We start from the raw sequence: 21,957 nt of genomic DNA, 5'->3' as shown, positions 1-21,957 counted from the left end.
GGATTTAGAGGTATCTATTTAGGCTTAGTATAACGAATAAAAGAGTATTTTAGATCAATCATTTAGCCATTTTAACCATAATTCTAAATGGGGTCGGCTTTTTAGCTTCGAGTTGTTGTAGCTTAACAATCGATTTCGTATTGAAAATATGTCCTTTAGGCAAAAGCATAATACCTGTATGGCTGTGCAGTGAGTTTGCCAATATCATATTTTCTTCGAGTTCTTGTGCGCTCATCACCTTTATTGAACCAATAGAGCTGTCAGAGGCAATGAGTTTAGCGTGGCTGGCTTCAAGTGCATCGACAATACGCGGGTGGTATAAGCTGCCACTGTTTGATTTAATACTATTGAGCGCAAATTGATGGCGTTGTTTTGTTGTCAGTAACGGCTCACTTTGCTCGTAACCCTCCCAATAGTCACGAGCAACACTGAGCACCATAGCACCAATGGGAATATCGTTTTTAGCAAGTCCTTTGGGAATACCTTTGCCATTGTAGCGTTCGAATTGATGGTAAATTGCATCAGACACATCGCTTAAATGAGTCGCAGGCATGAGCATTAATTGTGAAATACTTGGGTGGGTGTAAAACGTTTTTCTTTGAACTTCATTAAGCTCGTTAATGGGTTTGTTGTAAAGCTCAGGATCCATAGCAAGTAAACCAATTTGAGCCAAATACCCCGCAATAGGCGCAAGTTCAATGCTTTTTTGCGATACGTTAAGGTAACGCGCTATTTGAGTACATGTACCGGCTATATTTTCTGCTCTTTTACCATCGAGATAAGGATTCGCATTGATAAAATTATAAAGCAGTTCAACAGTAGATTGGTGCTCTCGTTTTTCACTTTCATTAGCGACTTCAAGTTTTTTTAATACGCTTCTAATTTGTTTTGTCCGCTTGTCGACGAGTTGCTCTAGGTTAGTATTCAGCTCTTTTAATTGTTCATTTTGCTGATTTACATGGCGCTGTAAAATCTCATTTTGCTTTTTGAGTCTAAACTTTTCGACGCCTGATTGGATAACGCTAATTAAGTGATCGTTTTGCCAAGGCTTTTGCACGTAGGCGTGAATGCCTCCTTCATTAACAGCACTAATTGTTGACTCTAAATCAGAAAAACCAGTTAACAAAATACGCTGGCTATCGGGGGCAACTTTTCTTGCTTTAGCTAAAAACTCAGCACCACTCATTAGTGGCATACGCATGTCACTGATGACGACATCAAACTGTTTTTTTTGCATTTTTTCAAGTGCATCATGGCCACTGGTTGAAACACTCACATCAAATTTATATTGGCGTAAAAGTCGTACTAAAGATTTGAGTACATTGGCCTCATCATCTAGGCATAAAATGCTCGGCGGCTGTTCATTTAATTGCTCTAATACATCAATGTCCGTCATTTTTTTACCAATAAGATAGTGAGTTGTATGGCTAAATTTAGTCTAAGCTTTGGTTGTAAACAACTGATTTATTTAAGCCGTTTCCAAGTATAGTATTTGAACAATACGCAAATCATTGTTGTTAGGATTAAATAAGGTAACGCTGTGTTGTAGTTTGTATCTATTTTTACTGTAATTCTCTGTAATTCAACGTGAAGATGAGTACTGATATATAAGCAAAATCGAGAGTGTGACATAGCTTACTCAATTTGTTTGTTGACATGTAATATGGTCAGTACGTCGTCAGTTAATGTGGGCTTCTTAGGTAACGTAATATAAAAAGCAGTGCCTTGGTTTAACTGGCTTTCAACCCGAATTTGGCCACTATGTTGCTCTATAATTGCTTTACTTATAGCTAGCCCTAACCCTGTGCCTTGGCCTATTGGTTTTGTAGTATAGAAAGGGTCAAAAATTTTATTTAATTTGTCCTCATCAATTCCACTGCCATTATCGGCAATAGTTATATAGGCATTTTTTTTATCGGCTTTAGTGGTAATACTGATGACACCGACTTTGTCGCAAATGGCTTGAGCGGCGTTAAAAAATAAATTTAAAAATACCTGAGAGAGCTGGGTCGAACGTCCTGTGATGATAACGGGTTCTGTGTCGTAGTGTTTTTCAACGTTGGCGTTGTATTTAATTTCATTCCAAGCAACACGTAATGTATTATCAATGAGCTCGGTTATATCAATATCGCCAATTTGGGTTTGATCCGGATGAGCAAATTGCCTTAATCCTTGAACAATCTCCTTAACACGATCAGCCCCTTCAGTCATTTCAGCAATGATATCGCTTGAGTCTGTTTGTAATTCATCAAATTGATAATGTTGCAGCGTATCTGCTAATGGTTGCTGCGCTATGGCTTTTTCAGCTTTGAGTGCGTTAATTAAATGACTAAATTGCTCAAGGTTGTAAGCCAAATTTTGGATATTACTGACAATGTAGCTTAAAGGGTTGTTTATTTCGTGTGCAACGCCTGCCGCCATTTGCCCTAACGAAGCCATTTTTTCAGAGTTGATTAACACTTGTTCAATGTTACTTTGTTTTTCTTCCATTTCTTTTTGTTTAACAAGTAAATTTCGTTTTTCAAATTGTGAAATTGTATTCCCTGCAAAGCTGACAAAGCGTTGCATTAAAGTAATATCGTGCTGATTAAATGCGCCAATTGTTTCTGAAAAAATATAGAGCTGGTAGCTTTCTGTACTGGTACTTACTGGGGTGGTGAGCATTGCATGCTGCGAATGCCAAAAAGGATCAGTTACTTGCCAATCAGGAAGTTGGTGTAAGTTAAATACATTTTTAATGTCTCTATTGGGTTTATTTAGTGCTTTGAGTTGGGTAATTATTTCATCACTTTGTGGGTGCGATGCTGTAATTAACGTCGTGGTTTCATTGCTGGGGTTTATTTTAATTAAAATAGCCGCAGAAAAAGCAATGGCTTGCTGCAAAATATCAAAAAACTCAGTGAGTAAGGTTTCAGTTTTGTCGTTCTTTAAAATGGCATCTAAGCCATTTAAGATCAGGCTATTAAAGGCACGGTTTTCTTCAAGTGCTAAATTATGAACTTGTAATAAGTGTAGCTTTTCTAACAGTATTTCATTGCTACTCATTCAGGGCCACCAAAGATTTCGCATGAAATCATTAAATTACCATGTTTACTTGTTGAATCGCTGAATGTGCCGAGCTCCCCAAAAGTAAAGCCCATAATAAATGGGGTGTTGGGTAGTTGTGCTGCAATAGACTCTTTTACTTCTTGCATGGCGTCTTTAATTGACAGCATACAGCCTCCGCAAAAAATAATAATAGCGCCGGTAATATTTTTTATGGCATGGAGTTCTGCCAATTTAGTTAATGAGGTGACAACCATATCACCTCGTTTAATTAGTTGCTCTGGGCTTCCCGAAGCTAAATAAATAGTATCGCCAACGCTTAAATTTGAAAATAATTCTAGCGTGCCATTTTCAGCTACCGCTGGATGACTTAACAGTAATCGAGGGATTTCATCATTTAAAGAAAGGGCGCTTGCCAATGGGGTCATTGTTGATTGAGCAAGGATATTTCCTGAAGTTAAGGCGTTTAAACCTATGTTTTTTCGCCACTGATTATAAACATCAAACGCGGGCTGGTTATCAATTGTTTTTAATAAACGACCATCCACGTCTGTCACTGTACCTTGCTGGTCAGTTTTATCGTAGCCTGAACTATAAAAGCCGAATGTTTCTACACTGGGGTATAACACCGCAATAATAAAGCCTTGTTGGTATACATTTTCAGTATCGCTAAAACACCACTTGGCAGAAATATCGTTGTCGGCGCAACTTCCTCCAAAAACAGGTATACGCTGCCCGATAGCATCTTGAATTCCCTGCAAAACCAGCTCCTCATTACCTGGGACTTGAAAGCACCAGACCATTTTTGGGGCGAGGCCTGCTTGGCCTGCATTAGCAATGGCTTTAAGTACAGTTTGAGCGGCATTTTCTCTTAGGTTATCGGTTGCATTACAACTAGCAACACCATAATGCCCATTTGAGTCTTTAATCGAAAATAAACTAATACTTTGCTCATTTAATGATAGGGTTTGGTCGGTTGATGACCCAAGACACGAAGAGATGATTAAACAATTGTGAGTGTTTTTTAAAAAGCCTGGCTGGTTATTAAAAAGGTATTTAATGGTATCGGTTGTAGCAAACCCAAGCAGTAAATCTGGGCTGTTGTTCGTAAACTGACTAACAGGTTGGATAAATTTATCTATATCGCTGCCGTGAGTGTGAAAAGTATCAATGGCGAACATAGATGCCCCTTGGTAATAACAATAGCCACAACCGTGGATGTTTTAATTATTAATAATCGCTTAGAATTTATTCTAGACTATATATTAAATAGAATGAATTTAGCTGCTAATTATTAGTCGATATCACCTTTGCCCACGAGTTTTATTTGTCGTGCTGCGTTTAAATTTATGTTAGCGTTGCGTTAAAATCAAGCTAATAATATTGACATTTTCAGCCCCGGTAAAGCTGAATAAGGTTGCTAATTACTTATATCCTCATCAGTGTATAGAAACACTGGATCAATGTAGGAGGCCTAAAAGGGCACTCATTAGCTGAGCGAGGTAATTATAGCTACGAGTAAATAACTTTATTGCTTATGTGTTTAGGCACAACATGCTGATGTGAATTTATTTAAATCATTAAGTAACGATACATGGATGAGCTGTGTGAACAATTTACTAGGCACAAGTAAAACTCATTTGAGGTATAAATAGTGGCTTTGCGAATTTTATTGGTAGACGATGAACTCAATGTATTGAAATCTTTAAAACGAGTACTTGTTCGTTCAGGTTATGATGTAATGACGGCATCCAGTGGTTTTGAGGCACTTGAAATATTAGCGGCTAATCAAGTTGAGATAATCATTACTGACTTTAGAATGCCAGAAATGAACGGCGCTGATTTATTACGCCAAGTTAAAATTAATTGGCCCGATTGCGTAAATTTAGTGCTCAGCGGGTATGCTGATTTTAAGTCTGTGGTTGAGTTATTAAATCAGGGATTGGTATTTCGTTTTTTAGAAAAGCCATGGGTTGATAGTGAGCTACTTGAAAACATTAGCGAGGCGAAAGTAAAATATGAACAGCGCCGAGCTAAAAGAGTAAGAGATCAGTTATTAATGGGCAGTATGTCGGCATTAATAGAAATAGATAATGACGGCATTATTAATCGTTTTAATGCACCTGCCGCTGAAATCATTTCAGATATTCATTTATACGAAAACAAACACCTCGCCAATTTAGATACAGCTCAAAACAAAGCGGTAAGTCAGTCGTTTGTTGATAAGCAAAGCAGTACACTTTTTATTAATTATGCTTGCACTTCTGATCTAGCTAAAAGCGAAGAAGTTATGATTGAGCGTTGTTTACATGACGGTTTTTGCCAGCTTTTAAAGTTATCAATTAACTCAAATAGTATGAGTAATATTTTTCAACTTACCAGAACACCATCAGTGGTGACTAACGAGTCTGATTTTTATCATCATTTAGCCCTGTGTGAAGCGAATAAAGAATGTTATGCCCTCGTTTATATAGGTATTGCGCAGTTTCAATTAATCAATGATCTGTTAGGCGCAGAAGATGGCAGCCACCTTATAAAATTGGTTTTGGAGGTGCTAAAAGGCGTATCAAAGCAACCGGTGAAAGTTCTTCATAAGAGCGCCGATCGGTTTGTATTATTTGTTCCTGAAATTAAATCTGATAGTGAAATTTTAACCGATTTAAATAAGGCGATGAATGATCTGAAAAAACTACTCCCTAGTAAATATAACGATGCCCATGTGCAGCTTTATGGCGTGTATGGGTTGTTTCCTGAGGATAGTTTGGAAGGAAAAGAACTCGTTAATCAAATGCAGTTGACGATGAATTACCAAGTAAGTGAACAACAGCGTATTTGTTCTCGGTTTGATCCTCAGCTGGTAGCCGATTATAAAAAGAACTTTGAGTTAAGCCGTTTATTATTAACAGCGGTAAGTAATGATGAACTGTCGTTGCGTTTTCAGCCAAAAGTAGACACTAAAACAGGGCAAATATTGATTGCTGAGACGCTTATTCGCTGGTATGAGCCGAGTAAACATGGCTGGGTACCGCCAGCTCATTTTATCCCGATTGCTGAATGTGATGGCCAAATTATATCAATAGGACGCTGGGTTATTTCTCAAAGTTGTAAAACGCTAAAATATTGGGCAGAGAACAATACAGGCGTGCGTGTATTGGCAATTAACTTATCTGCTAGACAATTAAAAGATGATCCCGATTGGATTGACTTTATGCTCGAGTGTTTAAGTCGCAATAATTTAGAGTCATCACAGTTGGTTTTTGAGCTAACAGAAACCTATTTAATCGAAGATTTTGCTATTTGCGAACAACAGTTAATAAAATTAAGAACGTTGGGGTTTAAGTTATTGATTGATGACTTTGGTGTAGGATACTCATCACTTGGCTATCTTTCTAAGCTGCCAGTAGATGGTGTTAAACTAGATAGAGCCCTTATTGCTGATATTGAGTCGTCTTTAGCGATGCAAAGTATGATTCGTAATATTACGCGTATGTCACATGATCTAAATCTTAAAGTTGTTGCTGAGGGGGTAGAAACAGCCTATCAATGTGAATTAATTAAAAAGTTAGGGTGTGACTACATACAAGGCTATTACTATAGTGAGCCTTTAGAGCAGGATGACTTTTGTAATTACTTAAGCCATTTCAATTCTCAAGGTGCGCAATGAGTTCAATAGCGGTAGTCATACTAGATGACGATGCTTTTTTATTAAAAGTATTACAAAGAACTATTCATCGAGCCTTTCCAGAGGTTGATATAATGACAACCTCTGATATTGATGAATTTTGGCAACTACTAAACACTAAGCAAGACCTAGATTTAGTATTAAGTGATTATTTAATGCCGCAAATCAATGGTTTGGATGTTTTAGAGCAATGCTCGTCGCAAAACCCTTACCCAGTGAGGGCATTACTTACTGGCGATATGACACTGAGTACCATGATGCGACAGCCTAATGTTGTGCATGCTTATCTTGCTAAACCGTTTAATGAGGCAGACATAACCGCACTTTTTAACAATGTGGCGGCGTTAAAGTCGTTACCCTTTGCTTTTAATGTGCGCAGGCAGTTAGGGGCTATGATCAGCTTTCCTGTTTATCCTCTTATTTTGAAAGAACTCAGGGAGTTAGTACAAAGCGATGAGTTTGATTTACACGACATTGCCCATGTTGTTTCTCAAGAGCCAATAATAACTGCTAAATTGTTGCAACTTGCAAACTCATCTTATCTTGGGTTTGTAAGGCCAACATCGTCAATTGATGAAGCTGTGTCGAGGCTCGGAACAACGATATTAATGGCTATCACCACTTCTTTATTAGTTGCCAAAAATTTTGAATCGTCTATTCCTTCGGCTATCCATGAGAAACAATTGGATATAGCGGCGAATTACGCTAGTTGTGTTAAGCGTTTTGCTAAGCAGGCAGGTTTTAACTTACATGATCAAGAACTATTATTTTCAGTGGCATTATTGAGTTTTGTTGGCAAAATTATTTTGCTGTCTCAAGGGGAAAGTGAAGCGTCTTTTGAGCATGAAAAAGCCGTGAGTGAAGAATATGCTAGTTCTAACTTTATTTCGGCCTATGTTTTAAAGTTATGGGGATACGACACGAAAATGTGTAGCTTATTAATGAGTTGCCATGATTTAGCCGCCACTGATGATAATGAGTTAATTCCGCTTAATCATACGTTATTTATTGTTAGGCAAATTCTTTTTGATAAACACTCCCCCATGCAGTTACGCGCATACTGTGACTCAAAAGGTGTAGACCCTATACTTTGCCATCTAATTAGTGAATTTGATTGGCATAGTTATACCTCTTAAATAGGCCTGTATAAAATATTGTTTAAAAATGGACAGTACTACATAACTACCTATGTATAGTTTTTTCTGAGTACCCTTTCTTACCTTTAGTATCTACTTTAGTCTTATAAAAACCGCATAAAACCTCATTTGGAGTGTATTTTTTGCTCATTTCAGAGTAAAAAATATACAAAACCGTTATTTTCACTAATTATGAATAAAACCTCAATATTAACATTGTATTAACTTTGGGCGGTGTGATATTAAATTGCTACTTTGGTTTTATTTTGAGCTTTTATAGGTGTTATTTTCCTGTTTTTAAAGTTATTTGCATTCTTATGCTAATTTTATCAAATTTTTTGTTTCTTTTTGTTTGTGTATGTTGCTAGGATGTTGGCAATGGGATACAGGAATATACCCCACACACATTATAAGAATACACAAAACAGGGTCATCATTATGTCAACATATCGTTTAAACACCTTGGCTGTAGCGGTTGCTTTTGCTTTCAGTGCGCCAAGTATGGTTAATGCACAAGAAGCGCCTGCTAAAGCTGAAAAAAATATCGAACAAATATCTGTGTTAGGGTCGCGAGTTTCTAACCGAACAGCAACAGAGTCGTCATCACCTATTGATTTAATTGACGCGGATGATTTAAACAAAGGCGGCTTTACCGAGCTTGGGCAAAGCTTACAAGCGACAGCGCCATCGTTTAACTTTTCTCGTACACAAGTTTCTGACGGTTCCGATTTATTTCGCCCAGCAACATTACGCGGTTTACAGCCAGATCAAACGCTGGTTTTAGTCAACGGTAAGCGCCGCCATAATCAATCTATTTTTGGTTTAACTAGTACCGTGGGCGGTGGCTCTGCGGGGACTGATATGAATGCGATCCCGCTTATTGCCTTAAAAGGGGTTGAGGTTTTACGTGATGGTGCGGCGGCGCAGTACGGCTCAGATGCGATTGCGGGGGTTATCAATTTATCACTTAATAACTCAACAGATTTAACCACAGGTTATGTGCAATACGGTGAAACGGCAGAAGGCGATGGGGAAACAATTTCTGCAGGTTTAAATCGTGGTTTTGAACTAGGCAACGAAGGTGGTTTTATTAATTTATCGCTTGAGTATCGCGATGCAGATAAAACCAATCGTGCCGAGCGAGATACTGGAGGTTCACTTAATGTCGCACCAGGTACTTTATCGGACGAAGTTCGTTGGGGACAAGGTAATGCAGAAAGTGAATTTACTTCGGTATTTTACAATATGGCATTGCCAATGAGTGAGGGCGAGCTTTACTCATTTGGTGGCTATTCTGAGCGTACTGCACTAGGTAACGGCTTTTATCGTAACTTTAATGAAGCATCTAAAAACGTGATTCAAGTCTATAGCGATGGATTTTTACCGCAAATAGACAATGAAGCACAGGATATCTCTGTTTCAATCGGTTTTAGAGGTGATATTAACCCTGATTGGAATTACGATGTATCGGCGGTATATGGTGAAAACCAATACGACTTTACCTCACGCAATACATTAAATGCCTCTTATGCTGCTGAGTACTTATTTAATAACCCAGGTGCAAGTGATGCCGATATTGCTGCTAATGCAGGGCCAACTGAGGGGTATTCGGGTGGCTTTAGGTTTGACCAAACAACATTCAACGCGGATGTGAACGGGATTGTTGATATTGGCCGCAGTGAGCCTGTGTACGTGTCAATTGGTGCTGAATACCGTAAAGAAAACTATGAAATTGTACCCGGTGAAGAAGCCTCATACGCGTGTGGCACTGCTAACACAGATACTTCATACCCATCAGTGAACGATCCGAATCAATTTGCACAATGTGGTTTTCAAGCTTACAACGGCCTTCGCCCTGAAGCATCAAATAAAAGTGATCGCGATAGCTACGCCGTTTATATTGACGCAGAAACCATGGTTACCGATGCGTGGAATGTTAGCGGTGCACTTCGTTACGAAGATTTCTCTAATGCGGGTGACGACATAATTGGTAAAGTAGCCACGCGTTATGAATTTAACGATGATTTTGCGGTACGTGGTGCATTATCAACGGGTTTTAGAGCGCCATCATTACAGCAAAGCGGTTACACTGCGTTTACCACTAACTTAGGTTCTGACGGCACGTTAAGCCAGTCGTTTACAGCAACAACGGGCTCAGCATTTCCAGCTGCATTAGGCGTTGATAACTTAAAGCTTGAAACATCAACGAACTACAGTGCAGGCTTTGTTTATGATGTGACGAGTGATTTATCGTTAACGGTGGATTTTTACCGTGTAGAAATTGAAGACCGTATTACACTGGGCAGCTTGTTATCGGCTGATGATGTGGCATTTAGTCCTGATGCAGTTGCCGCGCTACAGGCAACGGGGGCAGTACAAGCGAATTACTTTTCAAACTCAGTGAATTCGACAACGCAGGGTGTTGACATTATTGCGTCCTATCGCACCGATTTATATGACGGTAATTTTTCTGCTACGTTTGCCGGTAATTTAAACGAAACTAAAATTGACAGTGTTAATGCAGCACCGGGTATTCCTGAAAATGTAGCACTTGATGATATCCAAAGTAGTTTTTTAACTGATGGGCAGCCGGGCGAACGTGCAACGTTAACGTTTGATTATGAGCGTGACGCGTATAGCTCAATGATCCGCTTTAATTACTTTGGCGAAACCGATGTGAAGTACTTTGGTAATGACCATATTGAACTTGCAACAGATGGCTCATTTAAAGCAACCAGTACGGTAGAATCAGCCGTATTAGTGGATTTAAATGTAAGTTATCAAATTAACGATATGTTTGCTCTATCGGTAGGTGCAGACAATGTATTTGATGAAACACCGGATGAATTAGGCGATGATGAAGTATTAAACGCTATTTCAAATGGGGCATTTAAATACCCGTTACGTGCCGTACCCTATGGCTTTGATGGTCGTACTTACTACGCAAAAGTAAGCTTTAGTTTTTAATTTTATAAGCTAAATAGGCGCCGTTATAAACGGCGCTTTTTTTATGGCTAAAATATATTTAAAACAGCATTAAAAATGATTGCATGCTTGAAAATTAAGCATACAATCGCCATCAATAACACAGTGGGATATATATCCCTCGTTATACTCATTTTATTAATAGGAAAAAATAAATGGCGAAAAAAAGCAAAGCAAAAGCGGTTAACAAATCCGCAGTAGACACTGGGCGCGGTGTGATAAAACACAACGCATTGGCAGCACTGGTAACCTCTAAAGTATTTAAACCGCAAGTGGTTAAAGCCAAAAAAGGCAAAGGCTCGTTTAAACGCAGTAACAAACATGCAGGACAAGAGTCCTATTTAATCGCGGCTTAAATAGCACCGATCAAATAGGGCTTTTGACTTACCGAAATAAGGTTGACTTCGAGCTAAGAGCTTCGGGTTTCGAGTCACGAGCAGCGAACACAACCTAGCACCTTTAGCCTTCTCTTTCCGCGCAGCGTCTCATGACCTCTTTGTGAATTAATCACTTAAAACATGTTTGCACAAAGAGAAGTGAATGAGGAGTAAATGAGAAGGCAACGGGTGACGAGTAGCGAGCTTGTGCAAACAGTCTAGCATCTAGTCATATCAGCCCTTAAATCTATTCTTTCAGCGCAGCGCCTCCCGCAGCTCGTAGCTCGCCACCCGAAACCCGTATCCTCGTTATCCATGTATTATCGATTTAGAATTTGCCAAATAAGAAGCATGGTTTATCACTGTTTGCGAAGGGTTTTCACCAAATAATTGGGTGTAATCTTTAGTAAATTGCCCTGCATGCCAAAATCCCCAATTGGCTGCGATGACAGAAATTGGCTTATCTTGTTTTGCTAATTTTAGTTCTCTTCTGACATTATTTAATCGGGTTAAACGTAAAAATCGCAGCGGATTAATCCCTAAAATACTTTCAAAACTGTATTGTAGCGTGCGCCTGCTAACAAAAGTGAGCTCACATAGCTGAGTAATGGTCACGCTACTTTGTGGGTTTGCATTTACAAACTCTTTAACTTTATCAACCACCGCTTTTCGGTGTTTATAACTGGGAGCGATACGTTGACACGGAGTCTGTTCGTTTAGTAAATGTAATGCCAACATATTAAGCATGTCTTGCTGTAAATCGGCATTTAGGCCAAAAGCGTTGCTGCTAACCATACTGTTTATTATACCCCGGGCACTTTTTAACATGGCGTTGCTTGTTGTATGTCGCTCAGTACCTGAAGAGGTTATATTTTTTAAGTATATCCCTTGTATATGAGCCATATGTTCTAACGATTGCGTGTCTATTACTAAACCATAAATATTAAACTGCTCAGGTGTAATAAGCTCAAAGTTACTCTCACTGGTTCGACACATAAATTGATTACTTGCCACATTTAAGCCATTAATTTTGCTCTGCTGAGACTGCTTTGGGATCCCAAGCCAAATAGATTGCGGCGCTATTGCACATTGTTGGTGAAGAGCACGCTCTGTGTATTCTTCAAATGCATGAATATTAGAATAATCCACGCTCTCTATACGCCCAAAAAATCGCCCTTCACTGAGCTGATCATATTTTTGCTGCCACTGCGTTAGGTTATTCGCTTGCTCATCTATATCTTGGGTATGCACCATGCTCTTTTGTGGTGCGCTAGCTAAATCTTGCTGCGTCATAATGGAGTTACTCTTTGCTTTTTTTATTTTTATTAAGATTAAGTTACCACCAGTAACTATAGTTAACTATATGAAATAAAGCCAAAAATGATGATTTGCCAAAATTCGATAGTGTCTTGGTACGAATTAAGCTCTCTTGAAACTAAACAAAATTGATTTATAGCTTATAGGTCAGCAAAACCTGTACCAAGGTTTGAACTAGTTGTTATGTGGAGTAGATCATGGGGCAAAGGTACCGATATACGTTAGGCAAGCAGGTGTACAATTTTAAAAACTTGGCTGAAGTAATGGCAAAGGCTACCCCTGGGCGATCGGGCGATCGTCTTGCAGGAGTGATAGCAGGCTCAGCACAAGAGCGAGCTGTTGCGCAAATGACACTGGCAGATATTCCGCTTAAAACGTTTTTAAATGAGGCGCTGATTGCCTATGAAGACGATGAGATAACCCGCTTAATTATGGACGATCACGACACCAATGCATTTATGGCGATTGCTCATTTAACCGTAGGCGATTTTCGTAACTGGTTATTAAGTGACTTTGCAACTCCCGCTGTGTTGGCAAGTATTAGGCAAGGGATCACCCCTGAAATGGCTGCGGCTGTAAGCAAAATAATGCGAAATCAGGATCTTATTTTAATTGCTAAAAAATGCCATGTAACCAGTGCGTTTAGAAATACCATTGGCTTACCAGGGCACTTATCCACGCGTTTGCAGCCTAACCACCCTACGGATGATATTAACGGTATTGCCGCCTGTATTTTAGATGGGCTTTTGTACGGTAATGGTGATGCGGTAATAGGTATAAACCCTGCAACCGATAACGTAGCGCAGGCCATTAAGTTGATGACATTGATGGATGAGGTGATTCAAAAATATGAAATTCCTACCCAAAGCTGCGTCCTTACTCATGTTACTAACACGATTGAATGCATTGAAGCGGGAGCGCCGGTTGATTTAGTGTTTCAGTCTATTGGTGGAACAGAAGCAACCAACTCGAGCTTTGGTTTTAATTTAAATACCTTAGCTGAGGCACAAGATGCCGCACTGAGTTTAAAGCGCGGAACTGTAGGCGATAATGTGATGTATTTTGAAACGGGGCAGGGCAGTTCGCTTTCGGCTAACGCACATCATGGGCTTGATCAACAAACCTGCGAAACCCGTGCTTATGCCGTTGCACGAAAATTTAATCCGCTACTAGTTAATACCGTGGTGGGCTTTATTGGTCCTGAATATTTGTTTGATGGTAAAGAAATTACTCGCGCAGGGCTTGAAGATCATTTTTGTGCCAAGTTATTGGGTATTCCGATGGGCTGCGACGTGTGTTACACCAATCATGCCGAGGCCGACCAAAATGATATGGATAACTTACTTACGCTACTTGGGGTCGCAGGGTGCTCGTTTGTGATGGGCATTCCGGGCTCTGATGACATTATGCTTAATTACCAAACCACCTCATTTCATGATGCGTTATATGTGCGCCGAGTACTGGGCGCACGCCCCGCGCCAGAGTTTGAAAAGTGGCTTACTGATATGAATATTATGCGCAACAGTCACGATATTATTTTATCTGATACGTTACCTGCCGCTTTTGCTAAACCACTGAATGCGATTAAAGGGGGCTGAGTATGAAATCAAATTTTAACGCAACGTCTGTTACAAACAACAGCGATAATACACATAAAAATAATGGCAACGTGGTGCATAACCCATGGCGCGATTTACGCCGTTTTACTGATGCACGGATTGGCCTTGGCCGCGCAGGAATAAGCTTACCGACCAGTGAAATGCTGGCGTTTCAATTATCCCATGCACAAGCGCGTGATGCGGTGAACTTTCCGCTCGATATTAATGCAATAACCGAACAGCTTAGCAAACTCAGTGCTGAGAAACAGCTGGCTGCTCCTTTGCGCTTACATAGCCAGGCTGTTGACCGAATGACGTATTTACAACGCCCCGATTTAGGACGCAGGTTAGATGAAAACGGCCGACAAACCCTACTTAATTTCACCGCTGGGCAGCAAAAAACGGCTGCAAAATATGATTTAGCCATCGTTGTGGTTGATGGCTTATCGTCGCTAGCGGTGCAAAAAAATGCTTATCCTTTTATTAATGAATTATTAGCGCAGCTAGGTGATAACAGTGAGTTAAACATTGCGCCTTTTAGTGTGGTTGAGCAAGGTCGGGTGGCGATTGGTGACGACATTGGAGAGCTTTTAAATGCACAAGTAGTCATGGTGTTAATTGGTGAGCGACCAGGGCTTAGCTCGCCCGATAGCCTTGGTTTATATCTAACTTGGGCACCTAAAACAGGTCTTAACGATGCCTGTCGCAATTGTATTTCAAATATTCGCCCTGCGGGCTTGCCTTACTGTGAGGCTGCAAGGCGTGCAGTTTATTTATTACGTGAGGCAAAAAAATTAAAACTAACAGGAGTGAACTTAAAAGATCGTACACAGGATGATGTGATTGAGCATCAACAATCGAGCCGTCATTTTTTAAATGCGGAATAACGGTAACTAAAAATAAAAAATCGATAAAGAGGATGTTATGTCTACTAATAATTCAGAGTACTTAGCAAAAAGGCAACTTAAAAGTGGCACTGCAGGTTGGTTATTGCTGGCAGGGTTAGGGGTATCGTATGTGATTTCAGGAGACTTTGCTGGATGGAACTTTGGTATTGCAGAAGCAGGCTGGGGCGGCTTTGCCATAGCGGCAGTATTAATGGCTATTATGTATCTCACCTTAGTGTTATCGCTGGCTGAAATGTCGGCTGCTATTCCCGCTGCGGGAGGAGGGTATAGCTTTGCTCGCCAAGCAATGGGTCCAACGGGGGGTTATTTAACCGGCCTTGCGGTATTAATTGAATATGCGTTAGCACCGGCTGCTATTGTTATTTTTATTGGCTCTGCGGTGGAGGCGTTAACGGGGTTTAATGGCCCTTGGGTTTATGCGCTCTTTTACTTGGTGTTTGTGGGTATTCATTTAGCTGGGGTTGGTGAAGCGCTAAAAGTAATGATGGTAATAAGCGGTTTGGCGGTACTTGCCATTGTTGCCACCGCTGTGGTGTTAATCACCAATTTTGATGCGACAAATTTATTTGATGTTGCCGTAACCGATGCTGCTGGCGCGAGTGAATTTTTACCTCTGGGTTGGTATGGTGTATGGGCAGCATTACCTTTTGCTATGTGGTTATTTTTAGCGGTTGAAGGGGTGCCATTGGCGGCAGAAGAGGCAAAAGATCCGGCGAAAGATGTGCCTAAAGGCATTATTGGCGCTATGGTGTTTTTATTGTTTACCGCGTTATTAGTGGTTGTGTTAGTACCCGGGGCAGCAGGTGCAACAGCAATGGGCGCAAGTGCAGTTCCGCTGGTGGATGCGTTAAATGCGACGGGCAATAACGATTTAGCAACCGTGGTTAATATATTAGGGTTAGCAGGGCTGGTGGCTTCATTTTTCTCTATTATTTATGGTTATAGTCGATTGGTGTTTGCGCTGTCGCGTGCGGGATATTTACCCCGTTCGTTATCAATTACTACCGCGCGTAAAGTGCCCGCACGAGCGCTTATTGTACCTGCTGTATTTGGTTTTTTAGCTTCACTAAGTGGTGAGGGCGATTTAATGTTAGCTATGGCGGTGGTTGGTGCAACCGTATCGTATGCGTTAATGGCGTTAAGTCATATTTTACTGCGCTATAAGCAGCCAGATTTACCTCGTCCTTATAAAACGCCTGGCGGGACTGTGACTTCAAGTATTGCATTATGCTTATCGTTGATTGCACTGACCGGTGTGTACGCCTTTGATCCCCGCGCTTTTTTATACACTATGGTGTTATTTATAGTGGGAGCTGCGTATTACTTTGGCTTTAGTTCTAAACATTTAGTGGCCAAAAGTGCAGATGAAGAGTTTGCTATGCTAGCCGATGCAGAGGCCGGTTTAAATATCCCCATAAGTGAGAGTTAATTTTACTTTATAAATACAGACTTAATAGTGGCGCGGTAGGTTTTAAACCTATCGCGCCTTTTTATTATTTAACTAGCATCCAGATACCGGCTGCTATCATAAATAGGTTTTCGGTTAGTGAAATAAAGCCAAGTGGTACATTGCTATCGCCGCCAACACAGGCACATTTAAGTTCGCGTTTGTCTATATACACGGCTTTAATCACGGATATTGCGCCGACACTACCAATAAACAAAGAGATAGGTGCAACCAAGTAAACTGGAAGTGCTACAATCATGGCCACGCCAACAAAGGCTTCTAAAAATGGATATACATAAGCGTAAGGAATCACTTTCATGGCAAGTAAGTCGTAAGTGATAAAGGAATTTGAAAAACTGTTTAAATCTTGAAGCTTTTGAATGGCCAGTACCGCCATAGTTAACGCAACAAATAACTCAAGCGTATACACGTTTAACCCTGCGCCGCTCAACGAAAAGGCTAAACTGAGTAACAAGGTAACCGCAAAAATAGCAATGACCGGCGTATACGTTGTGCCTTGTTGGCCTGCGGGGGATTTATTAAAGTACTCTCTGAGTTCATCATAACCACCGATACGCTCATTATCTATAAATGTTTGTGGTGTTGTTTCTACGTCGTATTTTTGTTTGAAGGCATCGGTATCGGCTCTTGAGGTGAGTAATTGATCGTCTACTTCAAAGCCTTGACGTTCAAGTAAATCTTTAGATTTTAAACCAAATGGGCAAATATGTTCATCGGTTGCCATTCTATACAATTGGGCTGACTTGGCCATATTTTACTCCTGTATATTTATACCAATTTGCAATAATACTTAATCATTTTGAGGGGGCAGATTAGACGCTAACAGCGTTAAAAACGTCTCATTTAGAACAACTCAATAACGAAATTTTTTGCCTTGCTATCGACACGATTTTCCTCCCTCAAAATAGCTCAGTTAATTAAGCGAATTGGTATTAGAGGGGTTAACTGAGTTATATAACCTTGAAAGATCAACAGACCCTAAGTGTAAAATTTACAACATGTGCCGTTTTATTGTTAATAAACTCAGTGGTACAGGCTATGCGTTCAAAAATCAGGCCGCTTTTAATGCTTTAAGCGCTGAAGGGGGACTTGCAGCGCGTGCCAGCTAATTAATTATAAAGCTATAGGAGGGGCTGTTGAATCTCTGACAACCAGTTCTGGTGTGTATAGTTTAATAATATCGCGGTCATTGCCATTACGAATTTGCGCTATCAGTAAGCTGGCTGCATCTTCAGCAATTTTATTATTTGGCTGATGCGCTGTAGTGAGCTTTGGCCATGTTTGGCGTGAGAATGGGCTATCCTCAAACCCTGTAATAGAAAGCTCGCTGGGTATATCAATGTTCATTAATCTGGCTGCAAATAACGCACCGGCGGCTATTTCATCGTTACATGAGACGATAGCGGTTGGCCTGTTTTGTTGATTAATGAGTGTTTTAGCACCCTCAACCCCGGATTCAAATGAGTATTCGCCATCAATAATTAAGCTAGGGTCTATAGTAATGTCGTATTGTTTTAAAGCCGCTTTGTAGCCCTCTAAGCGCTCTTTGGTGGAGTTATGTTCGCTGCCCCCAGCTAAAAAGCCAATGCGTGTGTGGCCATTATTTATAAGGTGTTCGGTAATTGATTTAGAGGCGAGGTTATCGTCAATCATAATACAGGGCGTTAATGTATCGGGGGCGTCGTGTCCTGATAAAATACGCACAACTTTTAGGTCAAGCTGTGTCAGCTTTTCAACAAAATGTGGCATCTCTGAAAATGGCGGCGTGAGTAAAATACCGGCAATTCGGGTGCGTTTTATCATGCTGGTTATTTCGTCAATAATATGTGCTTCTTTGGCATCGCATGGGTGGATAAGTAGTTCAAACCCTTGCTTTTTACACGCATCTAAAATGCCGTTTTGCATATCTATAATATAGTAGGCATTTGGATTGTCGTAAATGTAAGCAATGCTGTAAGCTTTTGTTCCTGCGAGACTTCTTGCAGCAAGGTTAGGCTGAAAGTTCAACTTTTTAACCGACGCCATGACTTTCTCACGGGTGTTGTCACGCACCGAGGTTTCGTTATTTATTACTCGTGATACCGTTTTTATTGATACCCCGGCATCTTTTGCCACGTCGTTTATTGTTGTTCTCATAGGCTTAATAGACCTTTACATATCATTTTGGGTACTAATTTATCTTTATCGGTTAACAACTACAGCAAAAGCAGTTAACAGTGCTCGGTTTTTATTATTTGACGGCTAAATTATAAAGACATCATTGAATATTAACAGTTAATTTATACGCCTTTCTTGTGAGAATGGTAGATAAAGTTTTAGGTAATAATTTAGTAATATTTAAATTTAATTTAAATACAATAGTTTAAAAGAATATTAAGCACATACATGTAAATTTTTTGTATCTTTTTTGCCCTTCTGTGTAGCTATAAAAGAAAAAAAAGGATACATTAACAACTTAATGACAGCGTTGTCATGGCTTGGTGCGCGCTGTTAATTATTATTTAAACCCTAAGGTAGCGGATTGTGTGCGCTAAGGTGGCAATTGCTAGATGTGAATAGTGATTGATTTAAAAGCGGGATTAATTTAAGTATCTGAAAGAGATACTTGAGTGACTAAGTTAATAACAATAGAGGGAAAGTAGCGAATGAAGATTAAATCATTACTGACAGCATGCTGCTTAGCACTGGGTTTGAGTGCGTGTCAGGGCAATGTTGATGAACAAAATACGGTATCGGTTCAGCTAAGCCCTGCAAACGATAGCGCCGTAGAGTTACTTGCTAAAACCTTACAAATAAAATATCAGCAGGTTGATAACCGTCCATCAGCACAGTGCGATCCAGATATAGAAAACGGTCACTGTTTTAAAGCGTATTTACATTTAACCGCCAACTCGGCGATTAACGTTGACCAATGGAAAATTTACTTTAGTCAAATTACACCTATTCAAACCGCGGTTAGCGATGAATTTACTATTAAACGCGTTAATGGCGATATTCATGTCATTGAGCTTAAAGACGGGTTTACTGGCTTTAAAGCGGGTGAGACTAAAACGATTACTTTTTATGCGCACTTTTGGTCATTATCGCAAAGCGACGCAATTCCTAATTATATAGTTGTTAATAATAATGACACCGCTAAAGTGATTGAAAGCACAAAACCTAAAATTGACCCAGAGACAGGGTTAGAGGTGTTGCCACATGTTATGCCTTACACCGATTATGAACGTCAGTTTAAACGTACCGCGAATGATAAAACGAAGTGGCTTAGCGCTGAACGCTTGTTTGAGCGCAATGAAAAATATGACTTTTCTGCTTATTTAACGTCGCAAAATCAAGTGAGCAATGTGATTGCTCAACAAATTATTCCGACCCCACGTTTTAGCGAATTTAGCCAAATTCAAACGCTAGATATAAGCCAAGGGCTTAATATTAACTACTCAGGAATAGATAAAACACACTTATCTGCCGCAACACAAAGGTTAGCACTACTAGGTATTAATATAAGCGATGATGCAGCGGCCATTAAGGTCACACTTAATACAGTAACTAAAAATGATGAATTTGAAGGCAGCTATAAGTTAGCGATTAAAGCTGATGAAATTGTGATTAATGCCGCTGATGAAGCGGGCATTTTTTATGCTTTGCAAAGCTTAGCGAGTTTATATCAGGTTAACAGTAATATGTTACCAGTGGGAGAAGTAATTGATGCACCGCATTATCAGTTTAGAGGTGTGTTGGTGGATGTTGCGCGTAACTTTCGCGACAAAGGCTTTATTTTAAAGCTGCTTGATCAAATGGCGGCTTATAAACTTAATAAGCTGCATTTACATTTAGGTGATGATGAAGGTTGGCGTATAGAAATCCCATCACTTCCTGAACTTACAGATATAGGTGCAAAGCGCTGTTTTGATCAAAGCGAGCAACAATGTTTAATGCCACAGTTGGGTGCAGGGCTTGATACTTCTAGTGCAGCAAACGGCTATTATTCGGTGGCTGATTATCAAGAAATACTTAAAGCGGCGAGTGCGCGTCATATTCAAGTGATCCCATCACTTGATATGCCAGGGCATTCTCGCGCTGCAATTAAAGCCATGCAAGCGCGTTATAATAAATACATAAAACAAGGCGATAAACAAAAAGCCGAGCAGTTTTTACTCTATGATCCGCTTGATACAACCGTGTATTCGTCGGTACAGCACTATAACGACAATACAATTAATGTGTGTTTAGACTCATCGTATGCGTTTATTCGTGAAATAATGGAACAGGTAAAAGGCATACACAGTGATGCACAGCATCCGTTAACCCGTTATCACATAGGCGCCGATGAAACCGCCGGAGCGTGGGTTGACTCACCAGCTTGTGCTGATTTTATTAAACAAAATAAGTTAGAAATTACTGAAGCGAGTCAGCTGGGCAGCTATTTTATTGAACGTATTGCGAATATGTTGGCTGATATGAATATTGAAACCGCTGCATGGAGCGATGGTTTATCGCATACTAACCCAGAGAATATGCCAGAGGTTGTACAAGGTAATAGCTGGGATTTATTAATGTGGAACGGCCATCAACGTGCCCATGAATTTGCTAATAGAAATTGGCAAGTGGTACTCTCGTCGCCAGATGTGCTGTATTTTGACTTTCCTTATGAAGCAGACCCACAAGAGCATGGTTATTACTGGGCTTCAAGGCACATAAATACCGAAAAAATATTTCAGTTTATGCCAGACAATTTACCTATTCATGCTGAATTTTGGCTCGATAGAGAAGATAATCCCTATGTCGCTGATGACACGTTACAGCGTGATGAGCAAGGCAAGGTAGTATCAGCGCCTTTGGCAAAAGATAAACGCTTTATTGGTATTCAAGGGCAGTTATGGAGTGAAAATACGCGCACCAATAATATGGCCGAATATAAGCTCTTCCCACGGTTATTATCGTTGGCACAAAGAGCATGGCATAAGGCAGATTGGGCGGTTCCGTATGATCACAATGGCTTTGTTTATAGCCAACAAACAAATCGCTTTAGCTCAGCATTAAAACAGCAGCGCGATCAGCAATGGCAGACTTTTGCAGCCACAATGGGATTAAAAGAATTTCCTAAGCTAGAAATGGCTGATGTGCATTATCGTCTTGCAAATGCGGGCGCAAAAATTGAGAACGGCATGTTGTACGCCAATATTGCCTACCCTGGTTTGGTAATTGAATACAAACAAGGAAGCGGCCAATGGCAAACCTATAAACAACCCGTCAAAGTAACACAAGATGTATGGATTCGCTCTAAGACTCCATCAGCAAGTCGTGTAAGCAGAAAGCTCAAAGTAACGCACCGATAAGGTGCGTTTTCCTTTAAATTATTGAAGATGAAAGAAGTTATTTATTTGTAAATAAAAATAATGACAACGCTGTCATTTGTGCTAGTATAAGATTCATACAGTATG

Annotated in this window: 14 protein-coding genes; 8 read left to right on the top strand and 6 right to left on the bottom strand. The window is 40.1% G+C overall.

The window, feature by feature from the left end:
• Positions 1 to 58: 58 nt before the first annotated feature.
• The 3 genes from BM380_RS06080 to BM380_RS06070 all read right to left on the bottom strand — a co-directional run bounded on the left by BM380_RS06080 (position 59) and on the right by BM380_RS06070 (position 4,226).
• Complete coding sequence (locus BM380_RS06080) at positions 59 to 1,396, bottom strand: response regulator c-di-GMP phosphodiesterase, NosR family (protein ID WP_090493536.1); 1,338 nt, start codon at positions 1,394 to 1,396, stop codon at positions 59 to 61.
• 239 nt (positions 1,397 to 1,635) lie between these two features.
• Positions 1,636 to 3,045, bottom strand: coding sequence for a sensor histidine kinase (locus BM380_RS06075; protein WP_090493534.1), 1,410 nt, complete (start codon positions 3,043 to 3,045; stop codon positions 1,636 to 1,638).
• Complete coding sequence (locus BM380_RS06070) at positions 3,042 to 4,226, bottom strand: FIST signal transduction protein (protein ID WP_090493532.1); 1,185 nt, start codon at positions 4,224 to 4,226, stop codon at positions 3,042 to 3,044. Before BM380_RS06070 ends, BM380_RS06075 begins: the two co-directional genes overlap by 4 nt.
• 473 nt (positions 4,227 to 4,699) lie before the next feature.
• On the opposite strand from BM380_RS06070, the gene BM380_RS06065 reads away from it, so the two are divergent.
• The 4 genes from BM380_RS06065 (at position 4,700) to arfA (ending at position 11,204) form a co-directional block, all read left to right on the top strand.
• Positions 4,700 to 6,709, top strand: coding sequence for an EAL domain-containing response regulator (locus BM380_RS06065; RefSeq protein WP_090493530.1), 2,010 nt, complete (start codon positions 4,700 to 4,702; stop codon positions 6,707 to 6,709).
• The gene (locus BM380_RS06060; RefSeq protein WP_090493528.1) at positions 6,706 to 7,863 is read left to right on the top strand and encodes an HDOD domain-containing protein; all 1,158 of its coding nucleotides are present in this window, start codon (positions 6,706 to 6,708) and stop codon (positions 7,861 to 7,863) included. Before BM380_RS06065 ends, BM380_RS06060 begins: the two co-directional genes overlap by 4 nt.
• Before the next feature lie 438 nt (positions 7,864 to 8,301).
• Entirely contained in the window at positions 8,302 to 10,830 is a 2,529-nt protein-coding gene (locus BM380_RS06055; protein ID WP_016899106.1) for a TonB-dependent receptor plug domain-containing protein, read from the top strand.
• A 173-nt stretch (positions 10,831 to 11,003) separates the two neighbouring features.
• A complete protein-coding gene (gene arfA / locus BM380_RS06050) occupies positions 11,004 to 11,204 on the top strand; it encodes an alternative ribosome rescue factor ArfA (RefSeq protein WP_013462885.1) in 201 nt (66 codons plus the stop codon).
• A 330-nt stretch (positions 11,205 to 11,534) separates the two neighbouring features.
• Here arfA and BM380_RS06045 read toward each other — a convergent pair whose 3' ends face one another.
• A complete protein-coding gene (locus tag BM380_RS06045) occupies positions 11,535 to 12,518 on the bottom strand; it encodes a helix-turn-helix domain-containing protein (protein ID WP_090493526.1) in 984 nt (327 codons plus the stop codon).
• A gap of 221 nt (positions 12,519 to 12,739) precedes the next feature.
• On the opposite strand from BM380_RS06045, the gene BM380_RS06040 reads away from it, so the two are divergent.
• Genes BM380_RS06040 through eat form a run of 3 tightly spaced genes read left to right on the top strand, consistent with a single transcriptional unit; the run spans position 12,740 to position 16,477 of the window.
• Positions 12,740 to 14,140, top strand: coding sequence for an ethanolamine ammonia-lyase subunit EutB (locus BM380_RS06040; RefSeq protein ID WP_090493524.1), 1,401 nt, complete (start codon positions 12,740 to 12,742; stop codon positions 14,138 to 14,140).
• Between the two features lie 2 nt (positions 14,141 to 14,142).
• Entirely contained in the window at positions 14,143 to 15,027 is an 885-nt protein-coding gene (eutC, locus tag BM380_RS06035) for an ethanolamine ammonia-lyase subunit EutC (RefSeq protein ID WP_090493522.1), read from the top strand.
• Positions 15,028 to 15,064: 37 nt separating this feature from the next.
• Positions 15,065 to 16,477 (top strand): ethanolamine permease, encoded by a 1,413-nt coding sequence (gene eat / locus BM380_RS06030; RefSeq protein WP_016899115.1) that lies wholly within the window; start codon positions 15,065 to 15,067, stop codon positions 16,475 to 16,477.
• Positions 16,478 to 16,541: 64 nt separating this feature from the next.
• Here eat and BM380_RS18245 read toward each other — a convergent pair whose 3' ends face one another.
• Both BM380_RS18245 and BM380_RS06010 read right to left on the bottom strand, forming a co-directional pair.
• Entirely contained in the window at positions 16,542 to 17,267 is a 726-nt protein-coding gene (locus tag BM380_RS18245) for a MauE/DoxX family redox-associated membrane protein (RefSeq protein WP_139232428.1), read from the bottom strand.
• A gap of 362 nt (positions 17,268 to 17,629) precedes the next feature.
• Complete coding sequence (locus BM380_RS06010; RefSeq protein WP_016899123.1) at positions 17,630 to 18,652, bottom strand: LacI family DNA-binding transcriptional regulator; 1,023 nt, start codon at positions 18,650 to 18,652, stop codon at positions 17,630 to 17,632.
• A 509-nt stretch (positions 18,653 to 19,161) separates the two neighbouring features.
• Here BM380_RS06010 and BM380_RS06005 point away from each other — a divergent pair.
• Complete coding sequence (locus BM380_RS06005; RefSeq protein ID WP_090493519.1) at positions 19,162 to 21,852, top strand: family 20 glycosylhydrolase; 2,691 nt, start codon at positions 19,162 to 19,164, stop codon at positions 21,850 to 21,852.
• Positions 21,853 to 21,957: the final 105 nt, after the last annotated feature.

The organism is Pseudoalteromonas sp. DSM 26666 (assembly GCF_900116475.1).
GTDB classification, from domain to species: Bacteria; Pseudomonadota; Gammaproteobacteria; order Enterobacterales; family Alteromonadaceae; genus Pseudoalteromonas; species Pseudoalteromonas tetraodonis.
Note: the sequence above shows the minus strand (reverse complement) of the source record. Positions and strands in the feature narration are given on the sequence as shown.

Coding starts and splice junctions, on each gene's coding strand:
- BM380_RS06080 (WP_090493536.1), bottom strand. CDS start 1,396: ATGACGGACATTGATGTATTAGAGCAATTAAATGAACAGCCGCCGAGC.
- BM380_RS06075 (WP_090493534.1), bottom strand. CDS start 3,045: ATGAGTAGCAATGAAATACTGTTAGAAAAGCTACACTTATTACAAGTT.
- BM380_RS06070 (WP_090493532.1), bottom strand. CDS start 4,226: ATGTTCGCCATTGATACTTTTCACACTCACGGCAGCGATATAGATAAA.
- BM380_RS06060 (WP_090493528.1), top strand. CDS start 6,706: ATGAGTTCAATAGCGGTAGTCATACTAGATGACGATGCTTTTTTATTA.
- BM380_RS06055 (WP_016899106.1), top strand. CDS start 8,302: ATGTCAACATATCGTTTAAACACCTTGGCTGTAGCGGTTGCTTTTGCT.
- arfA (WP_013462885.1), top strand. CDS start 11,004: ATGGCGAAAAAAAGCAAAGCAAAAGCGGTTAACAAATCCGCAGTAGAC.
- BM380_RS06045 (WP_090493526.1), bottom strand. CDS start 12,518: ATGACGCAGCAAGATTTAGCTAGCGCACCACAAAAGAGCATGGTGCAT.
- BM380_RS06040 (WP_090493524.1), top strand. CDS start 12,740: ATGGGGCAAAGGTACCGATATACGTTAGGCAAGCAGGTGTACAATTTT.
- eutC (WP_090493522.1), top strand. CDS start 14,143: ATGAAATCAAATTTTAACGCAACGTCTGTTACAAACAACAGCGATAAT.
- eat (WP_016899115.1), top strand. CDS start 15,065: ATGTCTACTAATAATTCAGAGTACTTAGCAAAAAGGCAACTTAAAAGT.
- BM380_RS18245 (WP_139232428.1), bottom strand. CDS start 17,267: ATGGCCAAGTCAGCCCAATTGTATAGAATGGCAACCGATGAACATATT.
- BM380_RS06010 (WP_016899123.1), bottom strand. CDS start 18,652: ATGAGAACAACAATAAACGACGTGGCAAAAGATGCCGGGGTATCAATA.
- BM380_RS06005 (WP_090493519.1), top strand. CDS start 19,162: ATGAAGATTAAATCATTACTGACAGCATGCTGCTTAGCACTGGGTTTG.